We start from the raw sequence: 19,140 nt of genomic DNA, 5'->3' as shown, positions 1-19,140 counted from the left end.
ATTGTTACTGCAAGCGGCCAGGGCCAGCTTGCGGAATTGAGAGGTGGAAAAGCGGTCAGGGGACGACCAAACCGCTTTTCCGGGAATGGAGCCGCCCTTTCGGACGTTTTAAATGCCCCATTCCAAACCTTGATAAGGACTTACTGACCGACCTTGGCGTTCCACTCCGACAGCCACTTGTCACGGTTGTCGAGCGTCACGGCGGAAGGAATGAGCTGCAGGCTTTTTGCGGTTTCGTCGCCATAGGTGATGTTGTTCGCCACCTCGTCGGACACCTTGACTTCCTTGTTGGTCGGGCTGTCCACGAGCTTTTCGGCCAGCGCCTTCTGAACGTCGGTCGAGAGCCAGAAATCCATGAACTGCAGCGCCAGATCTTCGTTCTTCGTGCCCTTCGGCACCACGAGCACGTTCATGCCGCCGGTCTGGCCTTCCTTGGGGGTTGCCCAGGCAAGCGGCAGATCGAGCTTGGTAAAGGGCGCCCAGGAGAAGCGGCCGATGGGGGCGGCCCAGATTTCTTCCTGCTGCATGAGCTGCACCAGCTGCGAGGATTTCACGTAGAACGTGACGATATCGTCCTTCTTTTCGCCCACGGCTTCGATAGCGCCAGAAAGATCAGGCGTATCCTTGCCGATGGCCTTGCCCAGCATGTAAAGCGCCGGCGGGCCCTGATTGGTGGTGACATTCGGGAAAGCGACGTGGTCAACGATACCGTCCTTCAAAAGATCGGCCCAGCTGTCGATCTTCATCTTGTCTGTGCGGTAAACGATTGACGTGGCGTAGAAGTTGACGCCAACGCTCATGCCGTCGCCATTCGGATCCTTGGCGATGTCATAGAGCTTGCCGATATTCGGCACCTTGGCGGCATCGATCTTCTGGATCAGGTCCTTGCGGGTGGCGGAAAGCGCATCCGCCATGGAAACAATGGCGAGATCGACCACCGGATTGGCCTTGTTGGCCTCCATCTTGGCGAGGCGCTCAACGCTGTTGCCGGTCTCTACGACCAGCTTGCAGCCGCATTGCTTTTCGAACGGTGTATAGACCAGTTCCTTGAATTCGTCCTGCGCGAAGGCGTAGACCGAGATCGTCAGCGTCTTGTCCTGCGCCTGCGCGGCACCCATCGTCAGCATCAGGGCGGTGCCCGATGCAAGAATGATCTTTTTCATGGTGTGAGTTCTCCTGCTGTCGTGTTTTTGGCTTCAATCGCATCATGCTTTTTTTCGCCGGTGGAGCCGCGCATGATCAGCGCCATCGGTACTTTCGAGATTTCTGCCGTGACCTCGGCAGCTATGCCGTTTTCGATGCCCGCCTCGCCATCGATCGCGCGCAACAGCGCATCCACGGCCAGATCGGCGATGCGGCGCATATCCATGCGCATCGTCGTCAGCGGCGGCGTCACCACGGCGGAGAAAATCAGATCGTCGAAGCCGGTGACACTCGCCTCTTCCGGCACCTCGATGCCCTCGCGCTGCAATTCAGTGAGCGCGCGCAACGCATGCAGGTCGGATACGGCAGCAAAGGCAGTGAAACCATCCCTCACCTTTTCGGTAAGGCCGAGACGGCAACCCGCACCATCCGCCTTTTCAATGGCGTCTACCCACAGCGTCTCCGTGACGCAGGCCTTGCCCAAACCATCGCGAATGCCGCCGAGTCGGTCGTTCTGCACATTTGAGTCGCGGTTCTTGCCGATCAGCACCACCTTGTCGTGTCCGAGGGCTGAGAGATATTCGCCGATCTGCCGGCCGCCGTCCCAGTGGTCAGCGGCTACCGTATTTCCGGGCGTCGAGGGGCTGTCGATCACCGCCACCGGGCAATCGACATCCGCGATACGCGTGCCGCGGCGGGGAACGACGACCATGCCATCCACTCCACGCTCGATCAGCCGGTTGATGGCGTCCGTCTGCATGGCGATCTCGCCGCGGGAGTCGGCGATCAAAACACCATAACCGGCATTGACGGCTGCCTTTTCGATGGCCTGCGCGATCTGTGGGAAGAGTGGATTGGCGATATCCGGCAGCACCAGCCCGAGAACTCCTGACCTGCCGGTGCGCAGCGCCCTGCCCGCCGAACTCGGCACATAACCAAGTTCGCTTGCGGTCTTGCGGATGCGCTCCACCAGTTCCGGCGAAACACGGCCCTTGCCTGACAGCGCATTGGACACGGTTGCAACCGACACGCCGAGTGCCGCTGCTATCGCGCTCAGATTGGTGGCAGGCCGTGAAGACGCCATGATGGTCCGAAAGGGCTGATTAAACGTTTAATCACGATAATCGACCAAAACCGTCCTGTCGAGTCCGGCCAGAGACAAAACCGGGCAAAAATTGAAGCACTAAGTCTAAATGCCCGAAAAAAGTGCGCTTATTTTTCCAGTGGCAGATTGCCCGCCGCACGATAGGCCTCGACCTGCCGTACCAGCCAGTCCCGAAACAGCACGACTGGAACGTGGTTGGCACGGGATAGCGGCGCGACCGCATAATAGGAACTCGGGCTTTTGGCCTGATGATCGTAGGCTTTCACCAGTTGCCGCGATTTCAGTTCGTTATCGATCAGGAAAAGCGGCATCAAAGCCACGCCAAGTCCGGCGATACAGGCCTGTGCCACGCTGGAAAACTGCTCGAACCGCATGCCCTGCGGCAAGGCAAGCGAATGGCCGAGGCTCTCGAACCAGTGGCTCCAGGCACCAGGCCGCGAGGCCATGTGCAGCAGAGGCAGGCCGGCAATATCCTCACCCTTTTCGACCGGATGCGCCTTCAGGAATTCGGGGCTGCATACCGGCGCAACCATCTCATGCATCAGAAAGGTGCTTTCCGCCCCCGGCCAATCCGCCTGCCCGATGTGGATCGCCATATCCAGTTGCTCACGCTCGAAGTCGAACTGGCCGATGCGGGTGGCGAAATTGATGGTGATTTCCGGATGACTGGAGACGAAATCAGGAATGCGCGGCAGAAGCCAGCGGGTGCCGAATGTCGGCAGCATCGCTAGATTGAGCGTATTGCCATGCGTTTTGGTCATGATCTGCAACGAGGCGGCACGTATCTCGCCAAGGGCTGCGGCAATCGATTTCGCGTAAGCACCACCCTCGGTCGTCAGTGACACTCCACGCGCGCCGCGCTCGAACAGGCGCACGCCAAGCTGTTCTTCCAGTGACATAACCTGACGGCTGATCGCCCCTTGCGTCAAGGCAAGTTCATCGGCAGCGGCTGAAAAGCTGCCAAGCCGGGCAACGGAATCAAAGGCGGCAAGCGCACTGGTGGAGGGCAGGAGTTTGCGGCTGAGAGACGTCATGAGCCATTACTATATGTAATGCAAAAATGAGTAAACATGGCTTGTGCCATCAGGGGCTAACACGAATAATCCGGCCAGCAAATCCGGAGGCACACAGTGAGCGAACGCGCAGCATTCAATTGGCAGGACCCTTTTCTGCTGGAAGACCAACTGACCGACGACGAGCGGATGATCCGCGACGCCGCCGCAGCCTTCGGCAAATCGGAACTTATGCCGCGTGTGTCCGAGGCCTATCTTTCTGAGACCACCGAACCGGAACTGTTCCGCCTGATGGGCCGCACCGGCCTTCTGGGCGTCACCCTGCCGGAAGAATATGGCGCCGCAAATGCCAGCTACGTGGCCTATGGTCTCGTGGCCCGCGAGGTGGAGCGGATCGACAGCGGTTATCGCTCGATGATGAGCGTGCAGTCCTCGCTCGTCATCCATCCGATCTTCGCTTATGGCTCGGACGAACAGAAGAAGAAATACCTTCCCGGTCTCGTCTCCGGCGAGCTGATCGGCTGTTTCGGCCTGACCGAACCGGATGCCGGCTCCGATCCGGGCGGAATGAAGACCCGCGCCGAAAAGATCGCCGGCGGATATCGCCTGCGTGGTTCGAAAATGTGGATTTCCAATGCGCCCATCGCCGATGTCTTCGTCGTCTGGGCGAAATCCGAAGCCCACGACAACCAGATTCGCGGCTTCGTGCTGGAAAAAGGCATGAAGGGTCTGTCTGCACCGAAGATCGGCGGCAAGCTTTCGCTGCGCGCCTCCATAACAGGCGAGATCGTCATGGATGGCGTGGAAGTGGGCGAAGATGCGCTGCTTCCGAATGTTTCCGGCCTGAAAGGCCCGTTCGGCTGCCTCAACCGCGCCCGCTACGGCATTTCCTGGGGCGTGATGGGCGCTGCGGAGGATTGCTGGTTCCGCGCCCTGCAATATGGTCTCGACCGCAAGCAGTTCGGCAAGCCGCTGGCCGGCATGCAGCTTTACCAGAAAAAGCTCGCCGACATGCAGACCGAGATCGCTCTCGGCCTCCAGGCATCGCTGCGCGTCGGCCGCCTGATGGACGAGCACAAAATGGCGCCGGAAATGATCTCCATCATCAAGCGCAACAATTGCGGCAAGGCGCTGGATATCGCCCGCCAGGCCCGCGACATGCACGGCGGCAACGGTATCCAGATCGAGTACCACGTGATGCGCCACGCCCAGAACCTCGAAACGGTCAACACCTACGAGGGCACGCACGACGTTCACGCGCTGATCCTCGGCCGGGCGCAGACGGGCATTCAGGCGTTTTTCTAAGACCTTCTCCGCATCATTTCCTTCATGAAAAAAAGGCCTTCGAAAATCACTTCGAAGGCCTTTTTACTTTTCCGGTTCAGGCAATCGCTTAGAACGTGCCTCTGACACCAATGCCGAACATGCGCGGTTCGGTCATGCTGGCCTCGATGCCGCCAATGCCGCGGTTCTGTTGCATATAGGTCGGCGCACGCTCGTCGAAGACGTTCTTCACGTAAGCGTAGACCTCCATCTCCTCCTGGAACTTGTAGCTCGCACGCACATCGGCGATGGTGTAGGGGTCGATCGCATAGGCAGCCGTGTTGGCCGTGTCGGAATAATAACCGTCGATATGACGCACCTGACCCGAGACGGTGAACTTGTCGGTCACATCCCAGCTTGCCCCGATGCTGAACATGTAACCAGGCGATTTCGCGAATTCATTGCCTGCATAGCTGGCATTGCTGGAAATCTGGTCGATTTCGGTCTTCAGCACGCCGGCACTTGCCTTCAACGTCACATTGTCGAGAACCTGATAGTCGGCGCCGACTTCCAGACCATAGGCATGCGCTTTCTGCGCATTGATGGTGTAGGATTGAGTAATGCCTGACGAGATAACGACCGGAATATTGTACTGGGCGTTCTTGTAATCCATGTAGAACAGGTTGCTGTTGAGCGTCAGCCTGTCATCCAGCAACTTCGCGCGCGTGTAGAGTTCGTAGTTCCAGATGGTTTCCTTCTCGAAGGGCAACCATTGGCCCGACGAGATGTTCAGCGATATGCCGCCGGGATTGTAACCACGGCTGATCATGCCGCCAACGGTCCAGTCATCATTGATCGCATAGGCAAGCGTGGCCTTGGGAAGCAGTTCGGAGAATGTCTCGTCAAAATCCACCGCCCTGGCCGAATAGACGGAGCGGCCCGCCCGCTGGATACGGTCGGTCTGGTAACGCAAGCCGCCGGTAAGCGTCCACTGGTCCGTCAAGCGATAGCTCAGCTCGCTGAAGATACCTAGATTGTCCTTGGTATCATCGAATGTCGAAACGCTGTTGTTGTAGGTACCCCGCAGATAAAGAACTTCATCGGCCTGCGTGTGGGCGTAAAATATGCCCGCGACGCCGCTCAGCACATCTTCCTGATCACCGAAGGTCACACGGGTCTCGTGGGACGTGTTCGTCTGATCGATATTGGCATCGCCATTATTGACCACACCCACCCTGCGGCGCGCATCCGAAGCGGAAAATTGCGTCTGGTTGAAGAGTTTTACGCCGTTTTCAAAGTCGTAATTGATGTCGAGAATGCCGGTGTGGGTATTCTGGCTCCAGCTCGGCATGGTGGTGGTGATGTGGTTGAGATCCTCGAAAGGACGCGACGCCGCTTCCTGGCTCGGCCGGTTGGCGGCGTTATAGGAATAGGTCAGCTTGGTCGTCAGGCCCGGAATTTCCGGCGGTTCCCACAGAAGCTTGAAACGCGCGTTGAATTCCTTGAAATCCTGGTTGGTGCCTGCGTGGGCAAAACCGGAATTGATGTAATCGATAAAGGTATCGCGACCCGAATAATCGATTGCCAGACGCGCCGCCAGCTCGTCTTCGATCAACGGGCCCGAGACCGCAAAGGACGCCCGCTTCTGGTGATAATTCCCGATTTCGGCCTGATAGCTTGCTTCCGGCGTAAACGTCGGATCCTTGGTATTGACGAGAATGGCGCCGGCAATGGCGTTAGCGCCCTGCGATGTGGTCTGCGGCCCACGGAAGACCTCGATGCTTTCGACATCCCAGATGGACGTCGCGCCATAGATGAACTCGTTATAACCGAGATAGTGACCATCGACATTGATCGTGGCGCGCGGCACGGTGCCGGCGAAGAATGCCGTTGCTCCGGTGTTCGGGCCCTGCGTGTCGAGACCGCGAATGATCGGGGCGCTAACATTGTCGGTATAAACAACGTTTGGAATGTCCTTGATCGCGTCTGAGACGGTTGGATCGCCTGTCTTTTCCTTTTTCAGTTCATCGCTGGATTTGACCGAGACGGAAGACGCCGTGTTCTTCATGTCGCGCGCGACTTTTTCGCCGGTCACCACAATCGGCTTGAGAACGGTCGTTCCCGAGGCCTCGGCCTGTTGCTCCTGGGCGAAAACCGGCGTCACAAACAGGGCGGCCAGCGTCAAAACGCTGACCCCGCCCATCAAACGGCCGCTAGAACGAAACCCCATAACACACCCCTAATAAACATGAGTATCAAAGTCATATTCAAGTAACGGAAGCGTTATCCGTTTCGCAATAGAGAATGCGTTCCGTATTGTGGACGGATAGGGTTCCGTAACGGGATGTGCCATATTTACAACAAAGTTTATCGACTGGCCGTTGTCGTTTAGTTCCCCGCCTCAAGGGGAAGGCGTTGAAATAACTCAGAAATCGATTCCGATTTCCGGTCGGATGCGCTAGGCATGTTCACGACATAAATCGGGGAGCGGACTTGGACGCCATGGATGACGAGCCGGACAATCTGCCTGAAAACGACGGAGAGAAGCGCTCTGCCCTCATTCAGTCGGTCTCTATTGCTGCCCGTTTTCTCGACCTTCTGGCAAAATCGGACGGGGCGCTTGCGCTCGGCGAACTCGCCAAACGCGCCGGCACAGGCCGTTCCACAGCTCATCGTTACCTGCAAAGCCTCGTGCGGGAGGGACTGGTGGCACAGGACCCTGCAACCGGCAGCTACGACCTCGGCCCAACCGCGCTCTCGATAGGCGTCAGCGCGCTCAGACGAATCAATCCGGTCGAAACCGCCGGTCGACAGATGAAAGCACTGGCCTCGCAGATCGGCGCCAGTTGCGGCGTGGCGATCTGGACCGATCGCGGCCCGACCGTGGTGCAATGGCACAGGAGTGCCAGCTTCTCCATCAGCACCGTGGCGCTGGGGGATGTTCTACCGCTGGATAACAGCGCCTGCGGGCTGGTTTTTCAGGCCTATCTGCCACCAGACAGGACAGCGCCGGTGCGCAAGCTGCAGCCGCCCGCCTTTCGCGGGTCCCGCCCTGACGCTAAAGTCCTGCACGCCATTCGTGAGACAGGCGGCGCGGAACTCAACGAACACCTGTTCTCCACCCTGACCGGCAAGGCCGCCCCGGTTTTCGACGCGCAGGGCGAAATCTGTTGCGTCGTCACCACCGTTTCTTTCCTCGCGACCGCCGAGACCGAGCGGCACTTTCCGCAGCTTCTTGAAGCGGCCGGAAAGGCGACGGCAGAATCCGGCGGCTCGTAAACCTATCCGGCCAGGTGGTCGGCGAAGGTCCTGCCGGAATAGGCGGTGCGGAAGAGCCCGGCATCACCGAGCCTCGGAAGCAGCCGCTCCAGCACCAGCCGCATCGACGCGACCGAACCGCCAGGCACCGCGACAAAGCCGTCTATCGCGCCGGCCGCCACCCATTCGCGGATGCTTTCAAAAGCATCCTCAACCGTGCCGATGATCTGCCAATGGCCCGACCCCATCACTTCCGGTCGCCGCAACAATTCGGCAACGCTCAGCGTTTCCCGTTCGATCAGCCGGCGGAGCAGATTGGCATGGGTGCGGCTTCTCGGTGTCTCGGGCGGCGGCGGCAAGTCAGAAGGGGTGACGATCCGCGTGAGCGACCAGTCGGAAAGGTCAAGACCCGTCAGATTTTGAATGGATGCAAATATGCGGCCATGGTTGGCCCTTGCGTGGGTCTCAGCAAACAGCTCCAGCGCCTCGTTCTTGGTGTCCGCCAGATAAAGACTGAGACCCGGCATCAGCTTCACCACATCCGGTGAGCGCCCATGCCGCTCCGCTCTTTGCCGCAAATCCGCCCGAAGCTCGATTGCCGCCTGCATATCCGGCGTCGAGGCAAAGACCGCATCCGCAACGGAGGCTGCGAAATCGCGGCCTTCGGGGGAAGCTCCAGCCTGCACCAGTGGAATACGGCTGGAATGGGCCGGCAGGTTGAGCGGGCCTTTGACGCTGAAGTGCTTTCCTTCATGCGCGATTGGCTGGACCAGCGACGAATCTGCAAAACGCCCGCTCTCTTTGTCCAGCTTCAGCGCCTCGTTGGGAAAGCTCGCCCAGAGCTGCTGTACTACCTGCGTGAACTCGGCGGCGCGTTCATAACGCTCCTGGGGCGACGGCATTTCTTTCAGGCCGAAATTTTCGTGGCCGTCCAGCGCCGTGACGATGTTCCATCCCGCCCGGCCATTGCTCAGCCAGTTCAGCGATTGCAGTTGGCGGGCAACCACATAAGGCGGCAGGAATGTCGTTGAAACCGTGGATAACAGGCCGACATGGCTGGTCTCCCGTGCGATGGCGGCCAGAAGCATGTTCGGGTCCATGCTCGCAAATCCGCCGCCGGTCTCCAGCCCCTCAGTGCGCAGAAACAGCGTGTCGGGCCGGAAGACAAAATCCACATGCGCAGCCTCGGCGCGCTTTGCAAGATCGACGAAATAATCGCTGGAGAAAACCCCGTCTATACCGCTGTCTTGACGCCGCCATGCCTCGCCGCTGAGCCACGTTGGCGCCAGCGACATGCCGACGTGAAGCTTGAGCGCGACTGACATGAAACACCTCGAATGAAAAAATCATCACGAAATCCGCGATGTGAATCGGCAAATTTCGATTTGTGGAGAATTTTACTATAGTTTAGTGTCGCTTCAAGACCAGCCTGTCGCGCTTGCCGGTACAGAACCCGATTTCCGCGAGTTCGATATGTGAATTCAACAGCTTAGGTAGGACGTGCGTCGAGTCGACGCATGGCCCTATGAATAACAGGAGTTGTAATCCGGTGCTTGATGCCACGGACCTTCATGCGAGTTACGGACACATCCCCGTATTGCAGGGCCTGTCTGCCCGCTTTCAAACCGGCCGCGTCACTGCGCTGGTCGGACCCAACGGCTGTGGCAAATCGACGCTGTTGAAGACCATCATGGGTTTCGTGCCTTTATCATCAGGCAGGATAAGCCTCGGTGACCGCCTGATCGGCGCGATCGGACGCCGCGAACTCGCCCGTCGCATCTCCTATCTGCCGCAGGAATGCCATTGCCCTGACTATATGACGCTTGGCGAATTGATCGAGCTTGCGGGTTATGCACGTTACGGGCTTGGCGGCGGTCCATCCGAACGCGACCGGGCGCTTTTTGCCGAAGCGCTGAAGACCGTCGGGCTGGAAGACAAGGCCAGGGCGCAGGTCAACACGCTGTCCGGCGGCCAGCGCCAGCGCGCCTTCATCGCCATGGTGCTCGCTCAGGACACGGAGGTGATCCTGATGGACGAGCCGGTCAACCATCTCGACATGAAATATCAATATGCCGTCCTCAGCCTCGTGCGCGAACTGACGGACAGGCACGGCAAAACTGTTATCGTCGTGCTGCATGATCTCAACGTCGCCTCCACCTTCGCCGATGACGTCATCATGCTGAAAGCCGGACGGGTTCTCGCCTCCGGGCCTGTTGCGAATACCGTCACATCAGCCAATGTGGCCGACGTCTTTGATCTCGAGGCCGACATATTTTCCCGGCAGGGGCGGCTCATCTGCGTGCCGCGGCTGGAGCGGCAGGAACAGGCCATTCCGGCATGACATCTAAAATAATGCTGATCTTTGCCGCCGCGATCTTGCTGGCCGTTGTTCTCGTCATCAACTTCGTGCTGATGACTGGCGACCTGCCACTTGCCGAAATCGCGACGACGCTCCTGCATGGCGAAGCCGAAACCTATGAACAGTCGGTTCTCCTCTATCAGCAAATCCCGCGCTCACTGATTGCGATCTATGTCGGCGCCACCACGGCCGTCAGTGGCTGCGTGCTGCAGGGGCTTGCCCGCAATCCTCTCGCCTCGCCCTCCACCCTGGGCCTGAATGCCGGTGCGACGCTTTTTGTGGTCGCCGGTGCGCTGGTGTTCGATTTCTCGCCCGAAATACAGGGGCTCATCGCGCTTATCGGCGCCGGCTTCGGCTTTGGCGCCTGCTTCCTCGTTGCCCGGCTGGCCGGGCGGTCAAACGATCCGCGCGGCCTGTCGCTCATCCTGTCCGGTGCGCTTGTCTCCATGCTGCTGATCGGCATCACCAATGCCCTCCTTTTGTCAAACCCCACACGTCGCGCCGAATTCCTGAGCTGGGTCGGCGGCAATATCAACCACGTCTATGCCGAGCGCCTCACCGATTTCTGGTGGATTGGCGCCATTGCGATGGTGATGCTCTGGTCGGTCGCCCGCCCGCTGACGCTCGTACTGCTGGGTGCGGAAAAAGCCGCCTCCGCCGGCGTCAACGTCACGCGCGTTTCCCGGATCGCACTTTTCGCCACCATGCTGGCGTCCGGCTCGGCGGTGGCCATCTGCGGTCCCATCGGCTTCGTCGGCCTCATCGTTCCGCATATGGTCCGGCCGCTGGTCGGGGTGAATTTCACGCTCGCTTTGCCCGCTTCATCCCTTGTCGGGGCGAGTCTCTGCGTGCTGGCCGATCTGGGCGCGCAAACCCTGTTCAGGCCGTATGTGGTCAATACCGGACTGTTCATGGACCTACTTGGCGGCCTCGTCTTCATCGTCATCGTCAAGCGCTTCTATCTTTCGCCTTCGGCCAATAAACTGTCATGAAGAGGGCTGTCATGAAAAGGCAATTGGCCACCGATGGCAAAGCGGTCCTGCGGCTGCCGAGCGGTCTGCAGATCGGCATCGGCAACCTAAAGGCCGGCCTTGCACTGATCCTACTGGCGTTGGTGCTGGCCGCCATTTCCGTTAGTCTTGGAAATACACAGACCGGTCTCATTGACCTTCTCCACGGCGTTGCCGGCGGGCATTTGAGCGACGATCAGGCCTATGCGCTGTGGACGGTACGGCTGCCGCGCATCCTGCTTGGTTTCATGGCCGGATGGAGCGTTGCGCTGGCCGGGGCCATGCTGCAATCGGTCGCCCGCAATCCGCTTGCCGATCCCGGCCTGTTCGGTCTGAGCCAGGGATCAATGACCACCATAATGCTGCTTCTGGTGCTAGTGCCGGCGGCGCCCAAGACCATGGTGGCGCTTGCGGCCGTCGGCGGCGGCCTTGCGGTAGCTTTCCTGCTCATCGCGCTCGTGGGGCGCGAACGTTCCAGCGGGCTCGCCATCCTGCTGATGGGCATCGCAATCGAATCCGCCCTTTCATCAGTCTCATCAGTGCTTTTGCTCTACACGCCAACGGAAACATCGCTGTCGCTTGCAGACTGGATGGCGGGTTCGCTGTTTCAGGCGAGCTGGCCGATCATCCTCGTATTCGCGCCTCTTTTCGCGGTCAGCCTTGTGGGCATTTTCCTCATCGGCCGGGCGCTTGCAGTCTTTGATCTCGGTAGCGAGATGGCCATGGCGCTCGGAGAAACGGTCAAACGCTCGCGCCCGCTCGTCATCGTTTTTGCGGTCATCCTCAGCTCCGCTTCCGTCACCGCTGTCGGCCCCTTGACCTTTCTCGGCGTCATCGCCCCGCATCTCGCCACCTTCGTGTCGCCCGCCGTCGGTCGCGCCAGGCTTTTCCTGTCGGGGCTGACGGGCGGCATTCTGGTGGTGACCGCCGATACGCTTTCGCGTGGGCTGGTGGCCGATACGCCAATGCCGATAGGTCTTGCGCTGACGCTGATCGGCGTGCCGCTTTTCATCCTCACGCTGCGCCTGCAGGCGCTGCGCAGAACCAACCGCCACTGAAGAAATTGAACAAAGGGTATGCCATGCGATTTGCCATCCTCGTTGCAGCACTTCTGACCGCCGGAAGCAGCCTTGCCGCAGAGCGAACCGTCACCGATGCCGCCGGCCGCACGGTCTCCATCCCCGAGCAGCCGCAGCGCATCGTCGTCATGCACGAACCGCTGCTGGGCGTGCCGCTGATGGATCTTGGCGCCAACGTTGTAGGCGCCTATGGCCGCAACAGCGACGGCAAATTCGCAACCGCCGTTGATTTTATCGACACCGTTCTCGGTGAAGGCCGCACGAAACCGAAAGGTTTCGGCGCGGTGGGTCAGATCGATCTGGAAAAGCTGAGAGCGCTGCAACCTGACCTGATCGTCGCCACTGAAATGGACAGCGGCAAGGCCGAGCAGCTTTCCACCATCGCGCCCGTCTATCTGCAGAAGGTAAGCACTGGCCACACCTATGGCTTCAGCGTCGAAGAGAATCTTTCGGGTCTCGTTGGCAGAAGTGACGCTTTTGCCGAGCGCCGGAAGACCTATGACGAGAAACTCGCCACCGTCGAAAAAGCACTCGGCGAAGACGCAAAAGGCAAGACCTATCTCGCAATTCTGCTGACCGACCAGATCAACGCGGTCGGCGACATGTCCGGTGCGGCGCAGGCGCTCGAGGATCTGGGTTACGCACGGCTGAAAATCGACAACGCAACCTCGTCGGGTGGGCTGGGTTCCACCCTGGCGATGCCGCTCAGTGCCGAGGCTTTTGGCAAGCTCAATCCGGATCTGCTGGTGGTGATGAACAGCTATAACAGCCCCGCCCGAGGCGAAGCCGGAACGCGCGCCGCACTTGAAAAGATCATTCCCGGCTGGGAACGCTTCGTCAAACCGGCGCGTGACGGCCGGATCGTCTTTCTCGATTCCAGCCGGGTCACGACGCCGTCCATCCCAAGCGCGCTGCACACGCTGGACGCGGTGGAAAGCTGGGCAGGCCGCCGTTAAACGCCTTTTCGACAAGCGCAATTCCGGCGCAAACCATGCGCCGGACATAAACTTGAGTTTTTGAAGAAACTTATATTGCGACCGCCGGAACCGCCTGTTATGGTTCGCGCATCTTGACACAACGACGTCGGATCTCCCGCCGGAAAACTCCGGTGCGCGATTGTCCGGCATGCCGATCCGGGACAGCGAAACTGCCGATCCCCATCGGCGATATCCCAGGGAAGACAGCAACATGAGCATTGCACAAAGCATTGAAACCGGCGTTCCGGACCGGACCCCCAAACGCCATCGTTACGCCGTCAAGCTACGCTGCCTTGACGTGGCCCGCGTGGAAAAACTCAGCCGGTCCATGGTGCGCATCGTATTGACCGGGCCTGAGCTTGAAGGCTTTGCCAGTCTCGGTTTTGATGACCACGTCAAGATGTTCTTCCCGCTTCCCGGCGAAACCGAACCTAACCTGCCGGTGATCGGCCCGAACGGCCTCGAATTTCCCGAAGGCGCGCCGCGCCCGCTCGCACGCGATTACACGCCGCGCAGCTTCGATGCCGAGAAGGGTGAACTCGCCATCGATTTCGCCACGCACCATGATGGCCCCGCCAGCAACTGGGCAAAATCCGCCAGGGTGGGTGACAAGGCATGGATTGCAGGCCCGCGCGGCTCGTTCACCATTCCCTTCACCTTCGACTGGCATCTGCTGATTGCCGACGATACCGGCCTTCCCGCCCTTGCACGGCGACTGGAAGAAATGCCCGAGGGCACCCGCGTCGTAGCGCTGATCGAAGTTGAGACGGAGGCTGATCGCCTGGACCTCGCCACGAAAGCTGACGCGTCGATCATCTGGGTAACGCAGGAGGCCGCGGGCGGCGCCAATCACGACGCCCTGACGGAGGCGCTGCGTACCCTTGAACTGCCTGATGGCGATTTCTTCAGCTGGGTCGCCTGCGAATCGAAAGCGGCGAAAGACCTGCGCGCCATCCTGATCGGCGAGTACGGCGCGAACCCCAAATGGACGCGCGCTTCCGGCTACTGGCGGCGCGGGGCAAGCGGCGTTCACGATCATTTCGATGAATGAACCGGCAATCGCGGCGGCTGGCAAGCTGGAGGCGGACATGATGACGACGGAACTCAAAGCCCATCTCGCCAAGGTTCTGGACGATGAGGTGGGACATATCGGCCCGAACGCCAACCTGTTCGGCTGCGGACTTCATTCCCTCGCTCTCATGCGCCTGATCCCGCCGCTTTCGCAGCTCGCCGGCACGCGACTTCACTATGACGATCTCGCCCGTCAGCCCACGCTTGCCGCCTGGCAGGCGCTGATCGAGCAGTCGCGCGCGGGCTGCTGATCCCCGCAAGAGGGAACTTTTCCCGCCAAGCGCGACCTACCTCAACATTAGACTTCCAAGGAGAGGACCATGGCAGCAGATAATTCGCGCATGCTTGCGCGCCGCATCGAACAAACCTTCGACAATGCGGACGAAGCCCCACGGAGCGGATCGCAGCCAAGCCAATATGAGGAGCGGGTCTGGTTCCAGCAGTTTCAGGACCCCGATCAGGTCTTCCGGCATATTCTCACCTACCGCATCGGCGGCGAGAGCGACCTTCTGCGCCTGACATCGGCACTGGAGACGGTTTGCGAGGCATGGCCCGAACTGCGCGTGCGGTTTTCCTTTGGAGAAGACGGCACCCTTGCCAAGAGCGTAGAGGCCCCTTCGGCATCTCTCGTGCAGCTGTTTCAGACGGCATCGAAAGACGAAGCGGTGGCCCTTCTGCACGACCTTCAGGCAAGCCCGTTCGACGCGGAAATCGATCCGCCGTTTCAGGCCATCGTGCTCTTGAGCGAAGGAGAGGTACTGCTGGCGCTTCTGGTGCATGGCCTGCTTGGTGAATCCCTCTCGCCGCAGATTTTGCTGGGCGCTGTTGCCGCAGCCTATGCTGGCGAGGCACCAAAGCCGCTTTCGCCACGCATCACCGAAAACGCCATCGTCAATCCAGTTCCGCTCCCCTGGCTGCAAGGACCGGCCTCCAGCACGCCCGTCGTCTCTCTGCGTAATAACGGGACCAAGCCGGCGAGCCACTGCCACAGTGTCGATCTTCCGACTGCCCTTCTCGACCCAAACGGCTCGACCGCAACGGACGCGCTTCTGGCACGCACCGGTGCCCGTTTCGCGCTTTTTCTGGCGGCCAGTGGCGATCTCGACACTGTTACCCTGCGCCTGCCCCTGCAACCCGGGAACGAGGCCGGCCTGCCGCTTCCGGCAGATGCGGTCGCCCGCGTCTCGATCTCACGTAGCCAGTCGCCGCAGGAGGCCGAAAAAGCCGTGCTGGCTGGGTTGGCCCGACATGGCGAACACAACGACGAGGTTGCCACCTTCACACTTCAGACGCTGCCAACATCGGCTGAAACCTCATCCGTGGAGCGGCTCCGGTTCGAGCGCCTGCCGCTCCCCTCTCTCCAGTCCGGCCTTGGCCTGACGCTCGCTGCCGGCAGCACGGTTGATGGCCACATCCGTCTGGAACTGACCGGCGGCAAGGAGGCCTCGCCGCATGCGACGGCATTCCTGCTGGAGCGTTTCATCGCCCATCTCGAAGGCGGTGCGGATTTTTCCGGCATTACGCATCAAACCTCGTCCGCAGGGCCGGAGGCTGCAGCATCCCTGCCCGCCGCCTCCCGCTCCAGCGACGACGAGACTGCCGCGACAATTCTTGCCGAATTCCGCGAAGCGCTTGCGTCGCCAGACATGGGACCGGATGACGATTTCTTCGATTTTGGCGGCCATTCGCTGATCGCGACCCGCATCATCGGACGCCTCTTGAGCAATCACGGCATCGAGCTGCGTTTCAACGACCTGTTCAGCTATCCCACCGCCGCATCGCTCGCAAAACAGGCGACGCGTCTCGAAACCGCCGCACCGGCACAGGCGGAAGCAACCGCGACCGGCTCGCTGACGGCACCGCTTTCGCTTGCGCAGATGTCGCTCTGGAAAGCCTATGCCGCCTTCGGTTTCGGCGAGATTTTCAACATCCCCTTCGCGCTCGATTTCCTCGATCCGGTGGATGAGAGCGCCTTCGAATGTGCATTCATCGATATTATCGAGCGTCATCCCGGTCTGCGAACCCATTTCTATGTCGAGGATGGCACGGTTCTGCAAAAGATCGTGCCGATGCACGACCTGCCCGGCTACAAGTGGTTCTGGACGAGCGAGGAAAGCGAAGGCGTGGACCGGCACACGGAAGCGTCCTGGCGGTTCGACCTTGCCCGTGAATTGCCGATGCGGCTGCGTTTCCTGCGCAATCCGCAAACCGACGGCCAGGTGCTCTCTTTCCTCTTCCACCATATCGTACTGGACGAATGGTCGGTAAACCTGATGATGGACGAGTTGACCGAGGCCTATAGGGCAAGAGCCACCGGCAAGGCTCCCGTCTTTGCGAGCAAGCCCGCACCCTTCCATGAATTCGCCAGAAAACAGGTGGCATCCGGCGTCAACGGCGACCACCTTGTCTACTGGACCGATATGCTGCGGGACGCGCCGAAGGGCCTAGTCCTCACTGGACAGAACAGCACGCCGACAGATGCTGCACACGACGAGGCGCCGGCGGGCGGCTGGATCGAGTTCAAGCTGGAAAAACACGTCAGCGACGGACTTTACGCCATCGCCAAGCAGAACAGCGCTTCCCTGTTCAACGTCGTTTATGCCGCCATCGCCGCGTCGCTGCGCCATCTGGGTGGGTTGAGCGATCTCGTGGTCGGCACATCGGCGTCCGGGCGCACCGACAGCGGCTATTTCGATACGATCGGTTATTTCACCACGGTCGTTGCCCATCGTGTGCGTTTCCGCGAGGAGATGACTGTCGGCGAACTGATCTCCTCGGTGAAGAACATGGTCAACGGCTCTCTTGAACACAGCGAAATCCCGATCGATCTCGTCGAAGAGGCGCTTGGCATGACACCGGGTCGAGATCATCTGTTCGAGGTATTCATCCAGATTCACGCCAAGAACAAGCTGAACGGCACTCTTACAGGACCGGACGGCAAAGCCGTCGAGTTCCGCCAGATCGATCCCGACAAGCACGAATCCATGCTGGGGCTGCAATTCGAGGTGATGGAAGAAACGATTGGCGGAGAACGCTCCATCCGCGTGTTGATGAGCTACCGCTCCGACCGTTACGGCCCCGAAGATGTCGACCGGCTGCGCACGACCACCAGCGGCGTCTTCAGCCGTTTCGCCGAAGCAGGCGCTTCGGGCCGTGTGCTGACCACGCTGGCCTGAGTGCTGGCGAGGCTTCCCAATAAACCCGGCTCCGCATGGCGGCGCCGGGTTTTGCTTTTTGACAAATGTCCGGAAAGCTCTCTTCCGTCATGCTCGGGCCTGCCCCGAGCATCTGCGACGTCTGGATTTAATTGGACGTGATTGGATCCTTGGGACAAACCCAAGGATGACGTTGTGTGGGAGGAGAGCATGTCACCCCATCAGGCAGGTTTTGCATAACGGAGCCGGGTTTATCACATCCGCACCCAGTCACTCCCGACCAAATGCAGAGTGACGGCAGAGAGATTTCCGTCCCCTTTTTGCAGAGCACCCGGCTTCTCAAACCGCCAGACGGAAGGCCGCGGAAACCTCTTCGGCCGGAGCCGCCAGCGCCTCGTCGCGCAGCATGGCATGCAGAAACAGCGGCAACTCCTCGCGGTAACGCGCGAAATCGTCGGCTTCGGTCAGTGCGGAATCCGCGTCGATATGCAGGTTCAGATCACTGCCGTCATCCTCGCCACGGAAGGTCAGGTTGAACCCGTCGCCCGGACCATTGGCGAGAATGTGCCTGATAACGGCAAGCCCTGCAAATACCGGCGCGCTGAAGGGCAGGACGTTGATAAGCGGTGAGAAGAAAAACCGCCGGCCCTTTGATATGTTGCGATCGGCGGCGATCTGTTCGATGCGGTAGCGGCCATGCAGGCGTTGCCGGCGCAGATTGGCGGCATTGCGCGCAAGGAAGCTACCAAGGCTCTCCTGCGGTTCTATCGTCAGATGGAAAGGCAGGATATTGACGAGCATGGCGGGCATATGCGCGCCGACACTGCCCCAGCGGCTCATGAAGGGCAGCCACAGCGTCAGCACATCGCGATCCGGGCGCGGCAATACGCGGTGAAGATAAAGGCCTGAAAGCAGCACCAGCAGGTCCGGCCAGCCTATCTCCAGTGCGCTGGATATCTGTTGCAGTCTTGTGCTGAAACCTTCCGGCAACCCCGCATCGGCATGCAGGCCGCCGCCACCGTAATCCTCGCAATCCTTGTCCAGCACGGGCAGATCCACCGGCGGCGCGAGATAGGCCGTCCAGAACTCGCGGTCCTTTTCGAAACGGCGGCTTTGCCGGTAGGCGTCCTCTTCGGCAAGAAAACTGGGGAAAGGATGGAAATCCGGACCTGCCTCGCCCTTGCCGCAGTAGTGCCCGTAAAGCTGCCCGCAGCGCTGCTCCACCAGTGTAAGACCATAACCGTCGACGACGATATGATGGGCACGGATATACCAGAGGTAGCGATCGTCGGCGATGCGGTAAAGCACCTGGGCGGAGAGCTTGTCGGTTCGAAGATCAAGCCTTGCCTCGACATCCGTGTTCATGCGCCGCAGCGCTTCTTCGAAAGGCGCGGGATGGGCACGGAGATCGACAAGCTCGACCATCGGAGCGTGGAGCGGATCGCAGCATTGCTGTGGCGTCTCACCATCCTCAGTGACACGAAAGCGGATCGACAGAACTTCCGATTCGCGCACGGTGCGCCTGATTGCCTCAAGCAAGGCGCCTTCGTTCACGGCACCCGAAAGCTCGATGTAATGGGCGACGGTGGAGACCGGCTCGTCGGGATGGAAGGAAAACTCCTCCCAGAAATCGAGTTGCGGCTGGGTCAGGGGAAGCCAGCCGCCGGCAGGATCGATATGCGCCATCTGTTTTTCCTTGAATTATTT

15 protein-coding genes are annotated in these 19,140 nt (G+C 60.0%); 9 read left to right on the top strand and 6 right to left on the bottom strand.

All coding sequences use genetic code 11. The features are described from left to right. Positions 1-140: 140 nt before the first annotated feature. The 3 genes from AC5SEO_RS15840 to AC5SEO_RS15830 form a co-directional block, all read right to left on the bottom strand. A complete protein-coding gene (locus tag AC5SEO_RS15840) occupies positions 141-1,163 on the bottom strand; it encodes an ABC transporter substrate-binding protein (RefSeq protein WP_003518109.1) in 1,023 nt (340 codons plus the stop codon). Next, positions 1,160-2,227, bottom strand: coding sequence for a LacI family DNA-binding transcriptional regulator (locus AC5SEO_RS15835; RefSeq protein ID WP_025595077.1), 1,068 nt, complete (start codon positions 2,225-2,227; stop codon positions 1,160-1,162). Before AC5SEO_RS15835 ends, AC5SEO_RS15840 begins: the two co-directional genes overlap by 4 nt. Positions 2,228-2,355: 128 nt before the next feature. Next, positions 2,356-3,282, bottom strand: coding sequence for a LysR family transcriptional regulator (locus AC5SEO_RS15830; protein WP_003518111.1), 927 nt, complete (start codon positions 3,280-3,282; stop codon positions 2,356-2,358). 96 nt (positions 3,283-3,378) lie between these two features. On the opposite strand from AC5SEO_RS15830, the gene AC5SEO_RS15825 reads away from it, so the two are divergent. Then, positions 3,379-4,566, top strand: a complete 1,188-nt coding sequence (locus tag AC5SEO_RS15825; protein ID WP_003518112.1) for an acyl-CoA dehydrogenase — start codon at positions 3,379-3,381, stop codon at positions 4,564-4,566. Positions 4,567-4,654: 88 nt separating this feature from the next. On the opposite strand, the gene AC5SEO_RS15820 is transcribed toward AC5SEO_RS15825, so the two are convergent. Further along, entirely contained in the window at positions 4,655-6,754 is a 2,100-nt protein-coding gene (locus AC5SEO_RS15820) for a TonB-dependent receptor (RefSeq protein WP_080849782.1), read from the bottom strand. Between the two features lie 272 nt (positions 6,755-7,026). Here AC5SEO_RS15820 and AC5SEO_RS15815 point away from each other — a divergent pair, with 272 nt between their 5' ends. Next, complete coding sequence (locus tag AC5SEO_RS15815) at positions 7,027-7,803, top strand: IclR family transcriptional regulator (RefSeq protein ID WP_174069092.1); 777 nt, start codon at positions 7,027-7,029, stop codon at positions 7,801-7,803. Positions 7,804-7,805: 2 nt separating this feature from the next. On the opposite strand, the gene AC5SEO_RS15810 is transcribed toward AC5SEO_RS15815, so the two are convergent. Beyond that, positions 7,806-9,107, bottom strand: a complete 1,302-nt coding sequence (locus AC5SEO_RS15810) for an NtaA/DmoA family FMN-dependent monooxygenase (protein ID WP_080849784.1) — start codon at positions 9,105-9,107, stop codon at positions 7,806-7,808. 200 nt (positions 9,108-9,307) lie between these two features. On the opposite strand from AC5SEO_RS15810, the gene AC5SEO_RS15805 reads away from it, so the two are divergent. The 7 genes from AC5SEO_RS15805 (at position 9,308) to AC5SEO_RS15775 (ending at position 17,454) form a co-directional block, all read left to right on the top strand. Next, positions 9,308-10,123, top strand: coding sequence for an ABC transporter ATP-binding protein (locus tag AC5SEO_RS15805; RefSeq protein WP_080849785.1), 816 nt, complete (start codon positions 9,308-9,310; stop codon positions 10,121-10,123). Beyond that, positions 10,120-11,133 carry a FecCD family ABC transporter permease gene (locus AC5SEO_RS15800; protein ID WP_013762285.1) on the top strand — a complete coding sequence of 338 codons (1,014 nt, stop codon included), beginning with the start codon at positions 10,120-10,122 and terminating at the stop codon, positions 11,131-11,133. Before AC5SEO_RS15805 ends, AC5SEO_RS15800 begins: the two co-directional genes overlap by 4 nt. Positions 11,134-11,144: 11 nt before the next feature. Further along, the gene (locus AC5SEO_RS15795) at positions 11,145-12,209 is read left to right on the top strand and encodes a FecCD family ABC transporter permease (RefSeq protein ID WP_025595084.1); all 1,065 of its coding nucleotides are present in this window, start codon (positions 11,145-11,147) and stop codon (positions 12,207-12,209) included. A 23-nt stretch (positions 12,210-12,232) separates the two neighbouring features. Beyond that, complete coding sequence (locus AC5SEO_RS15790) at positions 12,233-13,186, top strand: ABC transporter substrate-binding protein (protein WP_174069082.1); 954 nt, start codon at positions 12,233-12,235, stop codon at positions 13,184-13,186. A gap of 232 nt (positions 13,187-13,418) precedes the next feature. Next, a complete protein-coding gene (locus AC5SEO_RS15785) occupies positions 13,419-14,258 on the top strand; it encodes a siderophore-interacting protein (protein ID WP_080850183.1) in 840 nt (279 codons plus the stop codon). Next, positions 14,251-14,529 (top strand): phosphopantetheine-binding protein, encoded by a 279-nt coding sequence (locus tag AC5SEO_RS15780; RefSeq protein WP_080849789.1) that lies wholly within the window; start codon positions 14,251-14,253, stop codon positions 14,527-14,529. Before AC5SEO_RS15785 ends, AC5SEO_RS15780 begins: the two co-directional genes overlap by 8 nt. 69 nt (positions 14,530-14,598) lie before the next feature. Next, positions 14,599-17,454 carry a condensation domain-containing protein gene (locus AC5SEO_RS15775; RefSeq protein WP_174006257.1) on the top strand — a complete coding sequence of 952 codons (2,856 nt, stop codon included), beginning with the start codon at positions 14,599-14,601 and terminating at the stop codon, positions 17,452-17,454. A gap of 318 nt (positions 17,455-17,772) precedes the next feature. Here the strand turns inward: AC5SEO_RS15775 and AC5SEO_RS15770 are convergent, their stop codons facing one another. Next, complete coding sequence (locus AC5SEO_RS15770; RefSeq protein WP_174006255.1) at positions 17,773-19,119, bottom strand: condensation domain-containing protein; 1,347 nt, start codon at positions 19,117-19,119, stop codon at positions 17,773-17,775. Positions 19,120-19,140 lie beyond the last annotated feature (21 nt).

The organism is Agrobacterium sp. K11 (assembly GCF_059429395.1).
This window is presented reverse-complemented; position numbering and strand designations above follow the sequence as displayed.

Excerpts from the sequence above, each read along its gene's own strand:
- AC5SEO_RS15800 (WP_013762285.1), top strand. The coding sequence starts at position 10,120 with ATGACATCTAAAATAATGCTGATCTTTGCCGCCGCGATCTTGCTGGCC.
- AC5SEO_RS15820 (WP_080849782.1), bottom strand. The coding sequence starts at position 6,754 with ATGGGGTTTCGTTCTAGCGGCCGTTTGATGGGCGGGGTCAGCGTTTTG.
- AC5SEO_RS15830 (WP_003518111.1), bottom strand. The coding sequence starts at position 3,282 with ATGACGTCTCTCAGCCGCAAACTCCTGCCCTCCACCAGTGCGCTTGCC.
- AC5SEO_RS15840 (WP_003518109.1), bottom strand. The coding sequence starts at position 1,163 with ATGAAAAAGATCATTCTTGCATCGGGCACCGCCCTGATGCTGACGATG.
- AC5SEO_RS15805 (WP_080849785.1), top strand. The coding sequence starts at position 9,308 with ATGAATAACAGGAGTTGTAATCCGGTGCTTGATGCCACGGACCTTCAT.
- AC5SEO_RS15835 (WP_025595077.1), bottom strand. The coding sequence starts at position 2,227 with ATGGCGTCTTCACGGCCTGCCACCAATCTGAGCGCGATAGCAGCGGCA.
- AC5SEO_RS15770 (WP_174006255.1), bottom strand. The coding sequence starts at position 19,119 with ATGGCGCATATCGATCCTGCCGGCGGCTGGCTTCCCCTGACCCAGCCG.
- AC5SEO_RS15790 (WP_174069082.1), top strand. The coding sequence starts at position 12,233 with ATGCGATTTGCCATCCTCGTTGCAGCACTTCTGACCGCCGGAAGCAGC.
- AC5SEO_RS15815 (WP_174069092.1), top strand. The coding sequence starts at position 7,027 with ATGGATGACGAGCCGGACAATCTGCCTGAAAACGACGGAGAGAAGCGC.
- AC5SEO_RS15780 (WP_080849789.1), top strand. The coding sequence starts at position 14,251 with ATGAATGAACCGGCAATCGCGGCGGCTGGCAAGCTGGAGGCGGACATG.
- AC5SEO_RS15775 (WP_174006257.1), top strand. The coding sequence starts at position 14,599 with ATGGCAGCAGATAATTCGCGCATGCTTGCGCGCCGCATCGAACAAACC.
- AC5SEO_RS15795 (WP_025595084.1), top strand. The coding sequence starts at position 11,145 with ATGAAAAGGCAATTGGCCACCGATGGCAAAGCGGTCCTGCGGCTGCCG.
- AC5SEO_RS15810 (WP_080849784.1), bottom strand. The coding sequence starts at position 9,107 with ATGTCAGTCGCGCTCAAGCTTCACGTCGGCATGTCGCTGGCGCCAACG.
- AC5SEO_RS15785 (WP_080850183.1), top strand. The coding sequence starts at position 13,419 with ATGAGCATTGCACAAAGCATTGAAACCGGCGTTCCGGACCGGACCCCC.